This is a genomic window from Mycobacterium sp. 360MFTsu5.1 (genome assembly GCF_000383495.1).
In the GTDB taxonomy this organism is placed as follows: domain Bacteria; phylum Actinomycetota; class Actinomycetes; order Mycobacteriales; family Mycobacteriaceae; genus Mycobacterium; species Mycobacterium mucogenicum_B.
Window position 1 is genome coordinate 54,490 of sequence record NZ_KB911464.1, and the last position, 15,027, is coordinate 69,516.

General features: G+C 65.8%; 15 protein-coding genes. 6 read left to right on the forward strand and 9 right to left on the reverse strand.

The genetic code is table 11. The features are described from left to right. The first annotated feature begins 39 nt into the window (after positions 1–39). Positions 40–594, forward strand: coding sequence for a PadR family transcriptional regulator (locus tag H289_RS0107065; protein ID WP_020100063.1), 555 nt, complete (start codon positions 40–42; stop codon positions 592–594). Between the two features lie 24 nt (positions 595–618). Here H289_RS0107065 and H289_RS0107070 read toward each other — a convergent pair whose 3' ends face one another. The 3 genes from H289_RS0107070 to H289_RS0107080 all read right to left on the reverse strand — a co-directional run bounded on the left by H289_RS0107070 (position 619) and on the right by H289_RS0107080 (position 4,112). Next, positions 619–2,007: an AAA family ATPase gene (locus H289_RS0107070; RefSeq protein WP_020100064.1), complete on the reverse strand. Its 1,389-nt coding sequence runs from the start codon at positions 2,005–2,007 to the stop codon at positions 619–621. A gap of 81 nt (positions 2,008–2,088) precedes the next feature. Continuing rightward, positions 2,089–2,739 (reverse strand): class I SAM-dependent methyltransferase, encoded by a 651-nt coding sequence (locus H289_RS0107075; protein ID WP_231387968.1) that lies wholly within the window; start codon positions 2,737–2,739, stop codon positions 2,089–2,091. Positions 2,740–2,747: 8 nt separating this feature from the next. Further along, complete coding sequence (locus H289_RS0107080; RefSeq protein WP_020100066.1) at positions 2,748–4,112, reverse strand: cytochrome P450; 1,365 nt, start codon at positions 4,110–4,112, stop codon at positions 2,748–2,750. A gap of 84 nt (positions 4,113–4,196) precedes the next feature. Between H289_RS0107080 and H289_RS0107085 the strand changes: the two genes are divergently transcribed. Continuing rightward, positions 4,197–4,493 (forward strand): hypothetical protein, encoded by a 297-nt coding sequence (locus H289_RS0107085; RefSeq protein WP_020100067.1) that lies wholly within the window; start codon positions 4,197–4,199, stop codon positions 4,491–4,493. A 136-nt stretch (positions 4,494–4,629) separates the two neighbouring features. Further along, positions 4,630–5,523 carry a universal stress protein gene (locus H289_RS0107090; RefSeq protein WP_029104888.1) on the forward strand — a complete coding sequence of 298 codons (894 nt, stop codon included), beginning with the start codon at positions 4,630–4,632 and terminating at the stop codon, positions 5,521–5,523. Positions 5,524–5,579: 56 nt separating this feature from the next. Here H289_RS0107090 and H289_RS0107095 read toward each other — a convergent pair whose 3' ends face one another. Then, positions 5,580–6,377 carry a universal stress protein gene (locus H289_RS0107095; protein ID WP_029104889.1) on the reverse strand — a complete coding sequence of 266 codons (798 nt, stop codon included), beginning with the start codon at positions 6,375–6,377 and terminating at the stop codon, positions 5,580–5,582. 263 nt (positions 6,378–6,640) lie between these two features. On the opposite strand from H289_RS0107095, the gene H289_RS0107100 reads away from it, so the two are divergent. After that, on the forward strand, positions 6,641–7,546 hold the full coding sequence (locus H289_RS0107100; RefSeq protein WP_029104890.1) for a universal stress protein: 906 nt from the start codon (positions 6,641–6,643) through the stop codon (positions 7,544–7,546). Continuing rightward, positions 7,543–9,939 (forward strand): phosphoketolase family protein, encoded by a 2,397-nt coding sequence (locus tag H289_RS0107105; RefSeq protein WP_036420305.1) that lies wholly within the window; start codon positions 7,543–7,545, stop codon positions 9,937–9,939. Before H289_RS0107100 ends, H289_RS0107105 begins: the two co-directional genes overlap by 4 nt. 62 nt (positions 9,940–10,001) lie before the next feature. Here H289_RS0107105 and H289_RS0107110 read toward each other — a convergent pair whose 3' ends face one another. From H289_RS0107110 to H289_RS0107120, 3 genes are all read right to left on the reverse strand, one after another. Continuing rightward, on the reverse strand, positions 10,002–10,664 hold the full coding sequence (locus H289_RS0107110; RefSeq protein ID WP_020100072.1) for a hypothetical protein: 663 nt from the start codon (positions 10,662–10,664) through the stop codon (positions 10,002–10,004). A 32-nt stretch (positions 10,665–10,696) separates the two neighbouring features. Next, positions 10,697–11,086, reverse strand: coding sequence for a SpoIIAA family protein (locus H289_RS0107115; protein WP_020100073.1), 390 nt, complete (start codon positions 11,084–11,086; stop codon positions 10,697–10,699). A 63-nt stretch (positions 11,087–11,149) separates the two neighbouring features. Continuing rightward, positions 11,150–12,547 (reverse strand): wax ester/triacylglycerol synthase family O-acyltransferase, encoded by a 1,398-nt coding sequence (locus H289_RS0107120; protein WP_020100074.1) that lies wholly within the window; start codon positions 12,545–12,547, stop codon positions 11,150–11,152. Between the two features lie 251 nt (positions 12,548–12,798). Between H289_RS0107120 and H289_RS0107125 the strand changes: the two genes are divergently transcribed. Beyond that, positions 12,799–13,407: a hypothetical protein gene (locus H289_RS0107125; RefSeq protein ID WP_020100075.1), complete on the forward strand. Its 609-nt coding sequence runs from the start codon at positions 12,799–12,801 to the stop codon at positions 13,405–13,407. A 34-nt stretch (positions 13,408–13,441) separates the two neighbouring features. On the opposite strand, the gene H289_RS0107130 is transcribed toward H289_RS0107125, so the two are convergent. Together H289_RS0107130 and H289_RS29965 are read right to left on the reverse strand one after the other, a co-directional pair. Beyond that, positions 13,442–13,855, reverse strand: coding sequence for a hypothetical protein (locus H289_RS0107130; RefSeq protein ID WP_051128431.1), 414 nt, complete (start codon positions 13,853–13,855; stop codon positions 13,442–13,444). A gap of 94 nt (positions 13,856–13,949) precedes the next feature. Then, entirely contained in the window at positions 13,950–14,981 is a 1,032-nt protein-coding gene (locus H289_RS29965; protein WP_036420335.1) for an Acg family FMN-binding oxidoreductase, read from the reverse strand. Between the last annotated feature and the right edge of the window lie 46 nt (positions 14,982–15,027).

A 15,027-nucleotide genomic window follows, 5' to 3' on the forward strand; every position in this document is an offset into this window, starting at 1 on the left:
CTCCACCGACGAAAACCTCACGGGACTTACGATCACGCCATGTCGTTGCAATTCGCCATCCTGACCGCCCTCACGGAGCGGGCATCGACCGGTATCGAGCTCACTCGCCGGTTCGATCGGGCATTCGGCTACTTCTGGCCGGCAACACACCAGCAGATCTACCGGGAACTCGACAAGCTCAAGACCTCCGGGCTGGCTGAGGCCTCGACGCCTGATCGCCCCGAGCGGGGCCAGCCGAAGCGCTTCAGCATTACACCGGCCGGCCGGGCGGCGTTGGGTGAATGGCTCTGTGGCATCGATGATCCCGCGCCGGAGCGGATGTCCATCGCCGTGCGGGTGCGCGCCGCCGCGGCGCTCGGCGAGACCGGGTCCGTGCGCGCCGTGGTCGCGCATCACCTCGCCGCGCACGAAGCGATGTTGGCCAACTACCGCGAGATCGATGCCCGCGATTTCGCGGCCCCGGTCGCCGACGCCGACGTCCTCCGTCACCTCGTGTTGAAGGCGGGGTTGCGTACCGAGCAGGCCTGGGTGGACTGGTGCCGAGAGGCGCTGGACGTGCTCGACAGGCTCACGTCTTCCGGCGACCGCGCCTGAGCCCTGGGACGTCGTTCCCGTCTCCTACAGGTACATGCCTTCCGGCGGCTCGGCGCGGTAGCGGCCGGTGCCCAGTTCGGCGAGCAGCGCCGCCGTACTGATCGCTTCGCCATTGCCGGCGAGCAGGGCACGGCGGACGATCTCGCGGATGTCGCTGCCGCTGGTGCGCTCGGGCAGGGCCGCGGCCACCGCCGCCGTGTTCACATCGGCGCCGCCGGGCAGGTCGCTGAGCAACACCGACAGGATGCGCGCCGCGCCGACGCGGTCGGGATAACCGACCTCGACGACCGAATCGAACCGGCCGGTGCGGATCGCCGCCTTGTCCAGCGTCGCGACGTCATTGGTGGATGCCAGCGTCAGGATGCGGGCGTCGGGGGCAATATCCATGGCCTGCAGCAGCTCTGACAGCCCGCCGCCGCCGACGGAGCGATCCCGGCACCACAGATCGACGTCCTCGAGAACCAGCAGCACCGGGCCGCCCAGGCGCTGCGCCTCCTCGACGACCACCGTCAGCAGGTCCGCTCCGGCGCGGGCCTCGACATAGATCACGGTGAAGTCGCCGACCACCTCACTGGCCGCGACCGCGCTCACCGCGGACTTGCCGGTACCGGGCGGACCGCACAACAGCACGCCGCGGCGGGCCCCCAGGCCGTGGGCGTTCAGCAGGCCGTGACGATCGCGCACCGCTGCGATACCGAGATCGACTTCGGTCCACACTGATTGGGGCACAATCACATTCGATCGGCTGACGGCCGGCGGCAGCTCGATCACCGTGAGCTGCAAACCGTGGGCATTGGTGGCGCGCAGCGCCCGGCCCCGGTACGGGTTGAGCGCGTTGGCACGCTCTGCGAGCCTGTCGAGCAGCACGCGGGCCTCGGCCTGATGCTCGGGCGTCACGTAGACACTGACCTCGGCCGAGTGGTTGAACGACTCGCGGGTCTCGATCTTGATGACGCACCCGGCCTCGGGCAACAGGGACCCCGCGGAGAAGTGCACGCGCAGGCTCAGCGGGTGGCGGTACTGCCGTCCGCCGATCTCGGTTTGCGTCCACATCGGGGGATGCGCGTACTCGCCGGGGCCGACCAGACAGACCTGCGTGTGTTCGCTGATCCATTCACCGAGCGCCAACGCCGTGGTCAACCGGGCCACCGGATTCAGATCGCGGGTTTCATCGATCAGCTGACCGCAGTCGGTCACCCCGAGCGCACGGGCGGTGAACCGATCGGCGGTCTCGGCCCTGTCGTGGTCGGAGACGCCGGCCAGCAACTCTCCGAGTGCGTGCAGGGCCTGACGTGACATCGGGTGCAGGTCGTCCAGCCAGGCCGCGACATCGGCGATCGGCCGGCGACCCGTGCGGTCGTCGGCAGCGAATTCGGTTGCAAGTTCGGTTATTTCGTCGTTCGTGAGAGTCATGATGTGTGATGTGGGTCGGAAACAGGGCAGTCGGACAGAATGGCACGCCGCCGAGATGCCGTCAACGATTTTTCGGCGTGGCTACGCCGCCGGCTTCTGCCAGATGAGCAGGTAACGCCAGAAGAGCAGGCGCCGCACGTGGGCGCCCGGAAGCAGAGTCGCGGCCTGCGCGGCGACTTCGCGCGTCGTCAGCGGTGGATCCAGGACCACCGGCATCACGTCTTGGTCCGGCGTCTTCGCGAACCCGGTTCCGGTGCCCAGTAGCCGCTCAGCGCGGAACCGGACACCCAGCGCGCGATGTGCGACGGCGGCGCCGAGCTCATGTGGCCACTCACGCCGCAGATCTGTCCTGGGTAGCGCGATCGCCGCCAGGACCCCGCCGGGCCGAAGGGCGCTGGCCAGTTGCGGCAGCACGGTGTCGAGCGGCATGTGGTGCAGTGCGCTGATCGACACGATTGCGTCGTAGTCGGTTGCCGGCAGCGCGTCGGTCAGTACGTCGGCCTGGACGCAGTTCACGTTCGTCGGAACTCGGCGCCGCGCTTCGGCGATCATCACCGCCGAGCGGTCGACCGCGTCGACATGGTCACTGCGCTGGGCGAGCTGGACGGCGAATCCGCCGGCTCCGCAGCCGACGTCCAGGACCCGCCGGCATCGCGGCGGCAGCTGCTGGAGTAGCAGGCTCTGGTAGTAGGCGTTGTGGTCCCAGTCGAGCAGGCTCCGCGCGTTGGCCACCGCCGGCGTCACACCCGCGCGGCGACCCGAACCGGGATGGGGCCTTTCGCCACGGTCGTGTACGGCGATTCGAGGGGGAAGTCGTCGTGCAACGACTCGATGCGGTTGGACCGCACGATGGTGGCCAGCGCCAGCGTCGTCACCAGCATCGCGAAGTGTTCACCGATGCAGGACCGCGGACCCGCGGCGAACGGGATGAACTGCCACCGGTCACGGGTCTTGGCGTTGTCCGGGCTGAACCGGTCGGGGTCGAAGGCCAGCGGGTGGTCCCACAACGTCGGGTCCCGGTGCACGGCACTGATGCCGATGGCCACGATGCTGCCGGCTTCGACGCGGTGGCCGTCCACCACGATGTCCTGCATCGCCGTCCGGCCGACACCCGCCGCCGGCGGGCACAGCCGCAGCGACTCGTTGAGCACCTGGGCGGTGTAGGTGAGCCGGGAAACGTCGTCGGGTGTCAGCTCCCGATCGCCGATCGCGGCGACCTCGGCCGCGACCCGGTCCTGCATCTCGGGATTACGCCCGAGTTGCCACAAGGCGTACGTCAGCGTCGTCGCCGTCGTGTCGTGGCCCGCCAGCATGAAGATGAGCAGGTCGTTGCAGATGTCGTCGTCGGAGAGCTTCTGGCCGGTGTCGGGGTCCGAGGCCGCCAGCAGCGCCTTGACCAGCGGCGCATCGCGGTCGGGGTTCGCGCGGCAGTCCTGCAGGACCGCCATGGTCATCTTGCGCATCCGGGCGACCGCGGCGCGCGCCCGACGGCGTCCCAGCGTCGGGAGCCACTGCGGCGCCTTGACCGGTCGCAGCGCGCGATCAGCCGTGTAGCGCGAGGCCACGTGCATGTTCTCGGCGATGGTGTTGCTGTGCTCGTTGATGTCGAGACCGAGAATCGAGTAGCCGAGGGACCGCATCGCGAGTCGGCGGCATTCGATGTCGAGGTCGACGTCACGAGCGTCGCGCCAGCGGTCGGCGCTCGCCTGCGCGGCCTGGGACATGTGTCCGCCGAAGCGGTCGACGTGCTGCTTGGTGAACACCGGCTGCAGCGCGCGCCGGCGCGGCGGCCAGGCCTTGTTGGGCAGGACGAACAGATTGTCGCCGACCACGTTGCGCACTTCTTCGTGGATCGTGGAGCGCTCGGCGAGGTTGTCGGTGCGGCCCAGCACGTCGCGGATCCCGGCCGGAGACGTGACGAGCACGATGGGCGGCGCGACGCGCTTGGGTACGACGGCGATGCGACTGACGGGCCCGCCGGCTTCGCTCAGCAGAACCAGCCCGGTGTGCAGTTGCCGGGTGGCGAACAACTGCCGTAACGGCAGCGGATTCTTCGGCGCGAGCGGCAGCGTGCCGACGTCGCGGGCGTCGATGGTTGCAGTCATGTCAATAAAGAATTATGCCGCGCCAGGGGCGCGCGGTCGAGTGATTCGGCCGGCCGTTATCGCTGTCGCGGGTATGAATCAGTCATGACCAATCACGTGAACCTCACCCCACAGGAAAACGAGCTGATCGCCGAGAGTCATCCCGAGGCGTTGGCCAGGATGGATTCGAAAGCACTCAAGGAACTGCAGCGCAGGCTTCGGCAAGCGCGGGAGAAGAACTTCAGCCTGTTGCGGCGGCAGGGCGCGGCTCGGGTGGAATCCGAGGGTGGCCGGGGCGCCGCGCAGCCTGCCAACGAAAAGCGTGGCGAGAAGGTCGATGTGTTCGACGAGGCGCTCGCGCGGGTGGGTGAGCGCCTCGAAGCGGTCGGCGACACCGAGTAGTCACCGGAAACGCGCCTCGGCGCGAAGCCTTAGTCCTGGGCTCGGCCGGCGAGTGACTTTTGGCCATAGCACCGGGCAGTCGACGCCCGTACCGTTGAAGGTGTCGGGATTTGCACCTTCGTCTGGAGCGGACATCATGACCGAATTATCTCCTCGCCCATACATTTTGGTCGGCATCGACGGATCAAGATCGTCGCTGGAGGCGTTGCTGTGGGCTATCGGCGAGGCGCAGTTGCGTAACCTGCCGCTGCGGCTGGTCCATGCCGTCGATTACGGCAACTTCGTGATGGGATTCAACCCGGGCGCGTCCGAGAGCTTCTTCAAGTTCGTGGAGACGTCGGGGCAGAACTTCCTCAACGAAGCCAGGGAGCGGGTGCAGGCGCTCGCGCCCGAGGTGGAGGTGTCCATCCACAACCTCGTCGGTCGTCCGGCACAGCTGCTCGAGGAACAGTCGAAGGACGCGTTCCTCACCGTTGTCGGGTCCAGTGGACTGCACGGATTCACCGGGCTGCTCGCCGGGTCGGTGGCGGTGTCGCTGACCGCGCACGGCCACAGCCCCGTTGTCGTGGTGCGCGCGCCGGGCCAACATGCCGGGGGACCCGTCGTCGTCGGCGTCAGCGGTGCCCCCGACAGTGAGGAGGCGATCGGCTGGGCCTTCCAGGAGGCATCGCTGCGCGGTGCGAAACTGCTCGCCGTTCTGGTATCGAGTTATGTCCCAGCCTATTTCGACTATGTTGAACCCACGTGGGAAGAGCTGCCGGGGCCGGCCCGTGAGGACCAGCAGGCGATGCTGCTGGCGGAACGGTTGGCCGGGTGGCAGGAGAAGTTCCCCGAAGTTCTGGTCCGCCGCGTGGTCGCGGCCGGCCACCCGGGACACGTCCTACTGGGCTATGCGCAGCGTGCGCAGTTGATCGTCACCGGAACCCGTGGACATGGAAACGTGGCCGGGTGGTTCCTCGGGTCGACGAGTCACCGGCTGGTTCAGCATGCCGAGTGCCCGGTGCTGGTTGCCCGGCCGCAGGCCCGATAGTCAGATCGTTGCTGAGGTGCAGGTGGCCGTTCGCGGCCACCTGCACCTCAGGTATTTCAGGCCCGTGCGACGAGCACAGAGGGGTTGTCGGAGTTCGCGTCGGCGTGTGAGCCAATAATTTTGACGAGCTTGGCAGCCTCGCGGGCACCGACAACGACGAGGCTGATCGGTTCGGACGTCGTCTGCAGGAACCGGACGAAACTCGTCGTGATGGGTACCGCCGTGATGTACACGTCGGGGTAGAGGTTCTGCCACACCGCACAACGGCGCAGCAGCTCCTGGCGGCCGCTCATTCCGGTCTCGGGCGGACAGACGCCGACCGCCACAACGGGCCGTCCACGCAGTTGCGCTTCGGCGACCGCCGCGGCGAACACATCGTGGTTCTCTTCCCAGTCATTGACCTCGACGACGATCGACCCCGCCGGCGACCGCCGGTGCGGTGCGTAACTGCGGACCACTGCCGCCGGACACGCTGCGCTCTCAGCCACGCCCGCGGCGGTGGATCCCAGCAGCGCTTTTGCGAAACGGCCGATCCCGACGGAGCCGACGCACACCATCGCGGCGTGGCGGGACTCGCTGATCAAAGTTGCCGTCGGGTCCCCGACTACGACGGCGGTCTCGACCTTGACGTGCGCGGCGGTGTCGTCGATGGCGGCGTGAGCCGCACGCAGGGAGGTCCTGGCGTATTCGATGACCATTCGATCCGAGCGTTGCGGTCCTTGTACGCAACTCACCAGCCGCAGCGGGACATCTCGGGCGACGGCTTCGGCGACCGCCCAGTGGGCGGCGTACACGGCAGCTGTCGAACCATCGATGCCGACCACGACAGAGTCACCACTGTGGATTTCGATCATCGTGTCTCCCTGCGCTTTTCGCGTGTTCCGTCGTGGTTTTTCTCGGCGTGCGGAACCGTAGATGTGTCAGCGAATCCTCACCCAGGTACGTAGCCGGGGTCGAGGGCACAAAGGCCTTTGGGGCGGCGCATGAGTCACCACGGATCGAAGGTTCCCGAGCAGTGGCGAGTGATCACTCAACGAGTGACTTTCGGCCATAGCAGCAGAGGAGCCGCGCTCGTACCGTCGTGGGCATCGGACAGTCAGAGCCATCGGAGGATATTGTGACCGAATTATCGCCCCGCCCTTACATTTTGGTCGGCATCGACGGATCGAGCTCATCGCTGATCGCCCTGACCTGGGCCGTCAACGAAGCGCAGTTGCGCAACCTTCCACTCCGGTTGGCGCACGCCGTCGACTTCGAGAGTTTTGCGATGGGGTTCAATCCGGGGGCCTCGGAGAGCTTCTTCAAGTATCTGGAGACCACCGGCCAGCGTTTCCTTGACGAGGCCCTGGATCGGGTCCAGACGTTGGACCCTGAGCTGGAGGTGACGTTGACCAGAAAGGCGGGCCGTCCAGCGCGGGTGTTGATCGACCTGTCGAAGGGCGCATTTCTGACCGTCGTGGGTTCAAGTGGACTGAACGCGTTCACCGGCCTGTTGGCCGGCTCGGTGGCCGTGGCGCTTACCGCGCACGGGCACAGCCCGGTGGTCGTGGTCCGCGCGCCGGGGGTACCGGTGACAGGTCCGGTTGTGGTCGGGATCAGTGGGGCTCCGGACAGTGAGGACGCGATTGGCTGGGCGTTCGAGGAAGCCGCCATGCGCGGGACAGGACTGACCGCGGTCCTGGTCTGGGGCTACTTGCCGGCGCATTTCTACGATGCCCAAGGTCCCTGGAATGACCTGACCGGCCAGGCGCGTGAGGAGCAGCAGGAGATGCTGCTGGCTGAGCGACTGGCTGGGTGGCAGGAGAAATTCCCCGAGGTGGCGGTCCGCCGCGTCGCCGCAATCGGCAATCCTGGGCACGTCCTGCTGAGCCATGCTCAGCGCGCCCAGCTGGTTGTCACGGGAAGTCATGGTCGTGGCGACGCCACCGGACTGCTGCTCGGTTCCACCAGCCACAAACTGATTCACCAGGCGAATTGCCCGGTACTCGTTGCTCGGCCGCATGCTCGCGAGTCCACCCGATGACGAGCGCAACTCGCGAGGTGCGTGAGCCCTTGGCACCGGAGCGGTTGCGATCGGTGGACGCGTACTGGCGGGCTGCCAACTATCTCACCGCCGGCCAGATCTACCTGATGGACAACCCGCTGCTGCGAACGCCTTTGGAACGCAAACACATCAAGCCCCGCCCATTGGGGCACTGGGGAACTTCGCCCGGGCTGAACTTCATCTACGCGCACTTGAATCGCGCCATCATCGACCATGATCTCGACGCGATGTATGTGATCGGCCCGGGGCACGGCGGGCCGGCATTGTTCGCAAATGCGTGGCTTGAGGGCAGCTACAGTCGGACGCGTCCTGATATTGCGCGCGACGCTGACGGCATGGCGACATTGTTCCGCGAATTCTCCTTTCCAGGTGGCGTGCCCAGTCATGTGGCACCCGAGGTCCCGGGCTCCATTCATGAGGGCGGCGAGCTGGGTTACTCATTGGCACACGCCTACGGTGCTGCGCTCGATAATCCGAACCTGTTGGTGGCGTGTGTGGTCGGTGACGGTGAAGCCGAAACCGGCCCGCTCGCTGCCAGCTGGCATTCCAACAAGTTCATCAACCCGGCGACCGACGGTGCGGTGCTGCCCATCCTGCACCTCAACGGGTACAAGATCGCCAATCCGACGGTCCTGGCGCGGATCACCGACGCCGAACTCGATTGTCTGCTACGGGGATACGGACACTATCCGGTCTACGTCAGCGGTGACGATCCGCAACAGTTGCATCAGGACATGGCCGCGGCGATGGATCGCGTCGTGGCGATGATCGACGAAATCCAGACTGCCGCGCGTGCCGCCGCATCCCCAGCAGCGCGCCCGCAGTGGCCCATGATCGTGTTGCGAACACCGAAAGGCTGGACCGGACCGCAGTGGGTCGACGGTCTGCCCGTGGAGGGCACGTGGCGCGCCCATCAGGTGCCCATCGCCGATGTGCGGACTGATCCGGAACATCGTCGACAGTTCATCGATTGGCTGGACTCATATCGCCCCGATGAGCTGTTCGACGAAATGGGTTGCCCCACAGCGCTGGTGACCGACAATGTTCCGTCACCCGACTACCAGATGGGACTGAACCCGAATGCCAACGGCGGCCTGCTGCTCACGCCACTGCATCTGCCCGGTGCCAAGGAATTCGCTGTGTCAACCGTCAAACCGGGGGACACCACCGCAGAGCCGACCAGGGTGCTCGGGCAGTATCTCCGCGAAGTGATGGTGCGTAACGCCTGTTACCGCAATTTCAGACTGTTCGGACCTGATGAGACGGCGTCGAATCGGCTCGGTGCAGTGTACGACGTCACTGACAAGCAGTGGAACTCAGCAGTTCTGCCGAGCGACGAGCATCTGGCTCGCGACGGGCGCGTGCTCGAAGTCCTGTCGGAGCATATGTGCCAGGGCTGGCTCGAAGGCTATCTGCTGACCGGGCGGCATGGTCTGCTCAACAGCTATGAGGCCTTCGCCCACGTCGTCGATTCGATGGTGAACCAGCATGCCAAGTGGCTCAAGGCGAGTCGCGAACTACCGTGGCGAGCACCGATCGCGTCCCTGAACTACCTGATCACGTCACACGTGTGGCGCCAGGACCACAACGGCTTCTCGCACCAGGATCCGGGTTTCATCGACCATGTTGCCAACAAGCGCGCCGATATCGCCCGCATCTACTTGCCGCCGGACGCCAACACGCTGCTGTCGGTAGCGGCGCACTGCCTCGCCAGCCGGAACTACATCAACGTGATCGTCGCCGGGAAGAACGACGCCCCGGTATGGCTCACCGCGGAGCAAGCTGCGGTGCACTGCGCACGCGGCGCGGACATCTTCGAGTGGGCCAGCACCGACAGGGGTTCAGAACCTGATGTGGTGCTGGCCTGTGGCGGCGACGTGCCCACCATCGAGGTGCTGGCTGCCGCGTCGATACTGCGAGAGCACCTGCCGGAGATAAAGATCCGCGTCGTCAACGTCGTCGACCTGTTCCGGCTGCAATCCGACTCCCAACATCCGCACGGCATGACCGATGCGGAGTACGACACGTTGTTCACCACCGACCGACCCGTGATCTTCGCCTACCACGGCTACCCGTCGCTGATTCACCGGTTGACCTACCGCCGAAGCAATCACCGGAACATGCATGTGCGCGGATATCTGGAAGAGGGTTCGACGACAACGCCTTTCGACATGCTGGTGCTGAACAAGATGGACCGCTTCCAGCTGGTGATCGACGCCATCGACCTGATGCCCGGACTCGATGGTCCCGCGGTACGCGCACTGCGCGCAGACATGGTTGCGGCTCATGATCGCCACCGTGAATGGATCCGGACGCACGGTGAGGATCTGCCCGAGGTCACGGACTGGCGTTGGGTGCCGATGAATGACTGATGTAGGACCGCGCCGGGCTGAGCGTAGACCCCAGACTCTCGGCCTGATCTCGAGAAGCCTGGTCAGGCCGCGGGTTCCGGGGTGCGGGCGGCCACATGCGTCGCCTCGGCCCGCTCCTTGATCCCGAGCAGCATTCCGCGCACGGTCAGCGATACCACCGGACCGGCCGCTTCGGTGACGAAGACTTGGCCAGGGTGGCGGAGTCCCGCCCTGGTGCGCACGAGCAGGCGGCATTGGTCATCCCAATGGGGTTCGAGATGGAATGACCACACCGCGTCCCACGGGAATTCCGGTGGCGTCCCACGCAGCACGATCGACCGCTTGTCGACGACGCTCGCAACACGCAGCAGGACACCGTCGCTCCGGCCGAGCCAGCCTGGCGGTGCCAGGCGTATCGGGTCGCCGGGTTCGAGTCGCTGCCATTCCGGGCGGATGGCATGGTCGCCGTGGTAGTCGCGACTGAGCAGGCCCTCAAGCCCCGCATAGGTATAGAAACCGGCGCGGTCTTCGCCGAGTTGCATCAGCCAGGGCCAGACCACACGCACCGGTGCGTCGATCAACACACCCTCGGTCGACTGCAGCGCCGGTGACCCCACGAGCTCGTCGCCCGGCAGTTGTCTTCTGTATTCTTCCTTCGTCGTACCCCAATTGCGGTAGTACCGGCGTGCCGCGTACAGCAGTACCGCACCGCCCGCCGCAGCTGCGGCGATATGTGTCCTCGTCATATGACGACTGTGCGCTCAGGGGGCTTAGGCGACTAGGGTCTAGGGTCCTCAGATTGACCGCCACCGGTGATCCACGCCGTGGCGTCCTCGACCTGAGCCGCGGGAAACTTGCGTATCTCCGCCGCGATGAAGTGGGACACCAGGTGCTGTGCAACGCCCGCGATCGGCGAATCAGTGACGATGGCAATCTTTTTCACGTGTTGGTGATGGTCATGGACAAATCGCAGGTGCGTCACCATCGCCCCGAAACTGTCCCATCCCGGAAAATGCGGAGCATCGATGATGAGGCCGGCAAGGTCGCCGCCCTGCGCGATCTTCGGGTCGACAGTTTGGGTGAGGGCGGCAAAATCGTCGGTACTCAACGGGGATTTCGGATGAATGGTGAGAATCGAATTGTCCGAGTCCCATTGTTGATCGATCATGGTTCACTCCTGTGCTGTCAGGCTGGGCGCAAAGTTGTTGTGCGGCAGCGGGTAATGGTGGTTCTAGCCGCTGAGCAACATGAGGTTGCCCAGCCGGCGGGTGTGCGTCGCAGCCGATGCGACAGTTACCAGGTGAGCGAGCCCGTGCTCGATGCCGCGGGCGAGGTCGTCCGCGACGAGCTCGGCGTCGTAGTCGCCGATGACGCCGAATGTCAGGCGGTCGGCGTAGCTCATGATGGCGATGCCCGTGCGCATGCCCATCGCAATCGGGGGCACCGGCACGAGCGCAGCGATCTGCCGACCCATCAAGCGCATTCGCCGGCTCGGGCCCGGGACGTTCGTCGTCACGGCAACGACGCCGTGTTGCGGAAGCCGGCCCAGTAGCCGTACGGCCGACGCCATGATCGGAAACGGAATGAGGTTGGCCGCGGCGACCACCAGAGAGCCGGCTTGGCGCTGCCCACTGCCTTTCGCCGTTGTCAGCCTCTTGTGGACCAGCCGGAGCTGTTCGAGCGGATCGGGCCGATCGACGGGGAGGTCCGGCAGCAGCACGGAAACCCGGTTGTCGGGCACGTGGAGTAGTTCGGCCGGACGAACGGAGACCGGCACCACGGTGCGGATCGGTCCGGCCGAAGGTTCCATATCATGCTGCAGCATCGCTGACCGGAAACCGTCGGTGATGGCTGCCAGGGCCACATCGTTGACCGTGACGCCGAACCGCTTGGCGACCATCTGGACGTCCTGTAACGAGACCTCGACCGCGCTGAACCGGCGCATGTCGCTGAGCTGCCCATTGAGGGGTTGATTCGATGTGGTGAGCACGCCGGCCACGAGTTGAGCAGCTCCGAATGCCATGCGCACCCCACTGCGCGCGGTCGATCTCACCATCCGCCACGCATCGGTGCCGAGCGTGATCGGATTGAAACCACGCAGCGATTGCCGACCTGACCCCGAAGGGAGGCAGGGGATTTCATCGCGCGCTGCCCACTGGTTGTCGCAGATGCCGGCGAGCATCGCTGTCGCCGCGACGCCGTCGGCGATGCAGTGGTGCAGCTTCACCACGATCGCCCAACGGCCATCGGCCAGGCCGTCCAGCATCCAGGCTTCCCACAGGGGACGCGACCGATCGAGCCGGCGCTCCATCAATTCCGCCACTGCGCGATGAACCGCCGGGTCATCTCCCGGAGCCGTCACGGTGAGCCTGCGAACGTGGTGAGTGATATCGAAATTGTGCGCCGGCACCCATTCTGGAGCGCTGAGGTCGAGCGGATACGAATGCAACACCTGCCGGCAGCGGGGGAGGGTGGCCGACCGCTCGTCGAGCACAGTCTGGAGTTCGGCGAAGTCCGGCGCCGGGCCTTCCATGATCGCCAGCACTGCGACAGCAAGATTGGCATGGCTGTCGGAATCCTCAGCCTGCAGGAAACCGGCATCGAGAGCGGTGAGCTGGTTGTCGTTCATCGGTGTCCTTTACGGGCCGGCCTGCCAATGGTGCGGTGTTCGCGAATGATGTTGCGCCTACCGGCAGTTCACGGGCAGAGCTGATGGACCGCGGTCGTAGGGACCTTCGGCACCTGCTGCACCCGCCGTGACCGGGCCTGTGGCCTTCCGGCTGTCTGCCAGAGGACTTTTGGCCCGTGTGGGCCTCAGCCCAGTGGCGCACCATCGATGGGCTGCCCGCTGAAGTCGTGATTCATAGGGAGGATTTCCCGATGGCCGTATCCACCGATGAGGACGTCCCGTCGTCAGAAGGTCTGGAAAGTGCTTCCCAAGGGCGGTTTCTCGCTCTGATCACCGCTGTCCTGATCGTGGCGGCGACGCTCATCGGTTGGATGTTCGGCGGCTTCTCGCTGGTCCGCCTGGTGCTGCCGGATGACGCGGTGGCGCCGGCGAAAGTTGCTACGGCACAACAACAGGCGCCGCCCACATCGCAACAACTGCACGCGTGGCTTGCGCAACTTGAATCACCGCTGGACGCGCTACTGATTCAGCGGGACAACATCGCCACCGCGGCTGCCAAGTCTGACATGGTGGGAATTCAGCGGGCCTGCGAAGCCGGCCAGATGGTCCTGCCTCAGCTACAGACGTTATTGCCGAGCCCGGAAGCGACACTGACCACCGCCCTGCGGCAGACTCTCGAGGATTTCGGCTCCGGATTCAGCGAGTGCCTGACCGGCATTCGGAGTCAGGACGTCGCAGACATCGAGATGGCCTCGGTCTATCTGTACCGCGCGAACAACGACCTCCGCACGCTGATGGCATTGATCGCGCGTGAACTGAATGACGTCGACTCCGGAAATCAGGACGTCGTACCGATCTGACGTTGCCGGGCGAGTCGAATGCCGTTGGAGCTCATCAGGAGTCGGCGGACACGGTGACGGATGGGGCTGATCGTCGATCTGGGGACCACCCGACCGCGGTGAGATACAGCCCGGCCAGCCCGGTGACGATCACGACGGCCTGCCACCACGGTGCGGCGGCCAGAACGTCGTGTCCCGTCGCCAGGTACGCCCCGGGGAACAGCATCAACGCCACGCCCTTGAGCACAGTCAACCATCCCAGCACCGATACGGTGGCGGCGGCAGCGCCGTGCCAATAGGGGTGCAGTGTGACGACGACCAGTCCCATCGGTAAAACGAATGCGCCTGTGATCCAGGGCCATACAGAGTTGTCACCGAACGTGTGCATCAGTGTCCTGACGTAGTCGGCCCGCGTGACGAGCGAGGCGGCCGCGATGACGAGGTACGGCCCGAGTACCCGAGCGAACATCCGGGTTCGGTGCTGAATGTGCGGTGTTGCGTTCACGATGCGAACTCCATTTCATCGAATCGAGGCGCGGGTCGCTGATCGGACCGGTGCCGGATCATCGATCCGGCACCGCGTCGTCGCCGGCACGTGAACCCGGCACCGGATCCTCGTCGTGCAGAAGGGAAACGACGTCCGTCAGCGCGCGGCGCGGCGTCGCGGGCAGAGGGTCTGCGTTGAGGGGTGCCCAGCCGACGCGGATGAGCATCTGCGGGAACAGTCCGTCGCCGAAAACGTCCGACCGGACGATGGCGCGGCACGCTGGATTTTCCAGTGCCTCCGTGACGGGGCAGGTGGACAGTCCCTGTGCGGTGGCGGTGAGCAGGACTGCGCTGGTTGCCTCGCCCGCCCGCAGCCGATCAATCGGAGCGTCGGTCGAGGTGCCGAGCGCCAACAGCGAACCGTTGTCATCGGTCGCCGTCGTGCCTGCGGCCTGGCCGAGCACGGGTCCGGCGAAGATGCGGCCGGGGAGGGCGGCGCTGTGGTCGGGAGTGGGTGTACTACGAGCAGGTACTCCGGCGACCGATGCGTAGCGCCCGCTCCAGACTGTCAGTTCGGTGAGGTAGTCCAGATCATGCACATGTTGTGAAACCGCCTGCCGCAGTGCGCTTGTGAGGACTTCGTTGAGTTTTACCCGGCGCAGGCCGATGCCGAGGCGCGCCGCGCGGGCGGTCATCAGAGCGATGTCCCCGAGCGGGACGGGCCAGCCGCTGTAGTACCGCCGGTCGGTTCGGCGCCGCGGAATCGCCGCGGCGAGAGCGATATCGGCCTGCTCTGGGACGCAGGGTGTCAATTCGATCGCGGCAAGATGATCAGGCTCGGCCGGGTTGGGGAACCTGCGCACGGTCGCCTGCCAGCCCAGCGCGTGGAAGGCCACGGTCGCGTGGTGCAGCGCCGCACCACAACTGATCAGCAGGTCGCGGCCGTCGGGGTCGGTGTGAATCAGGTGCAGTGACGATTCGGCGTACAAGTGCACACTGTTGGCGCCGATCCGCCACCGCCACGGTTGCGTGTTGTGCACCGAAGGAGCACGCGTTGCCAGCGCCATGGCCGCGCAAATCGTCTGATGGTCGGGGAACGTCTCGGGCATCTGATTCACCTCACTGGACCTGTGATCGAGGTCGACGCGGTGCGAT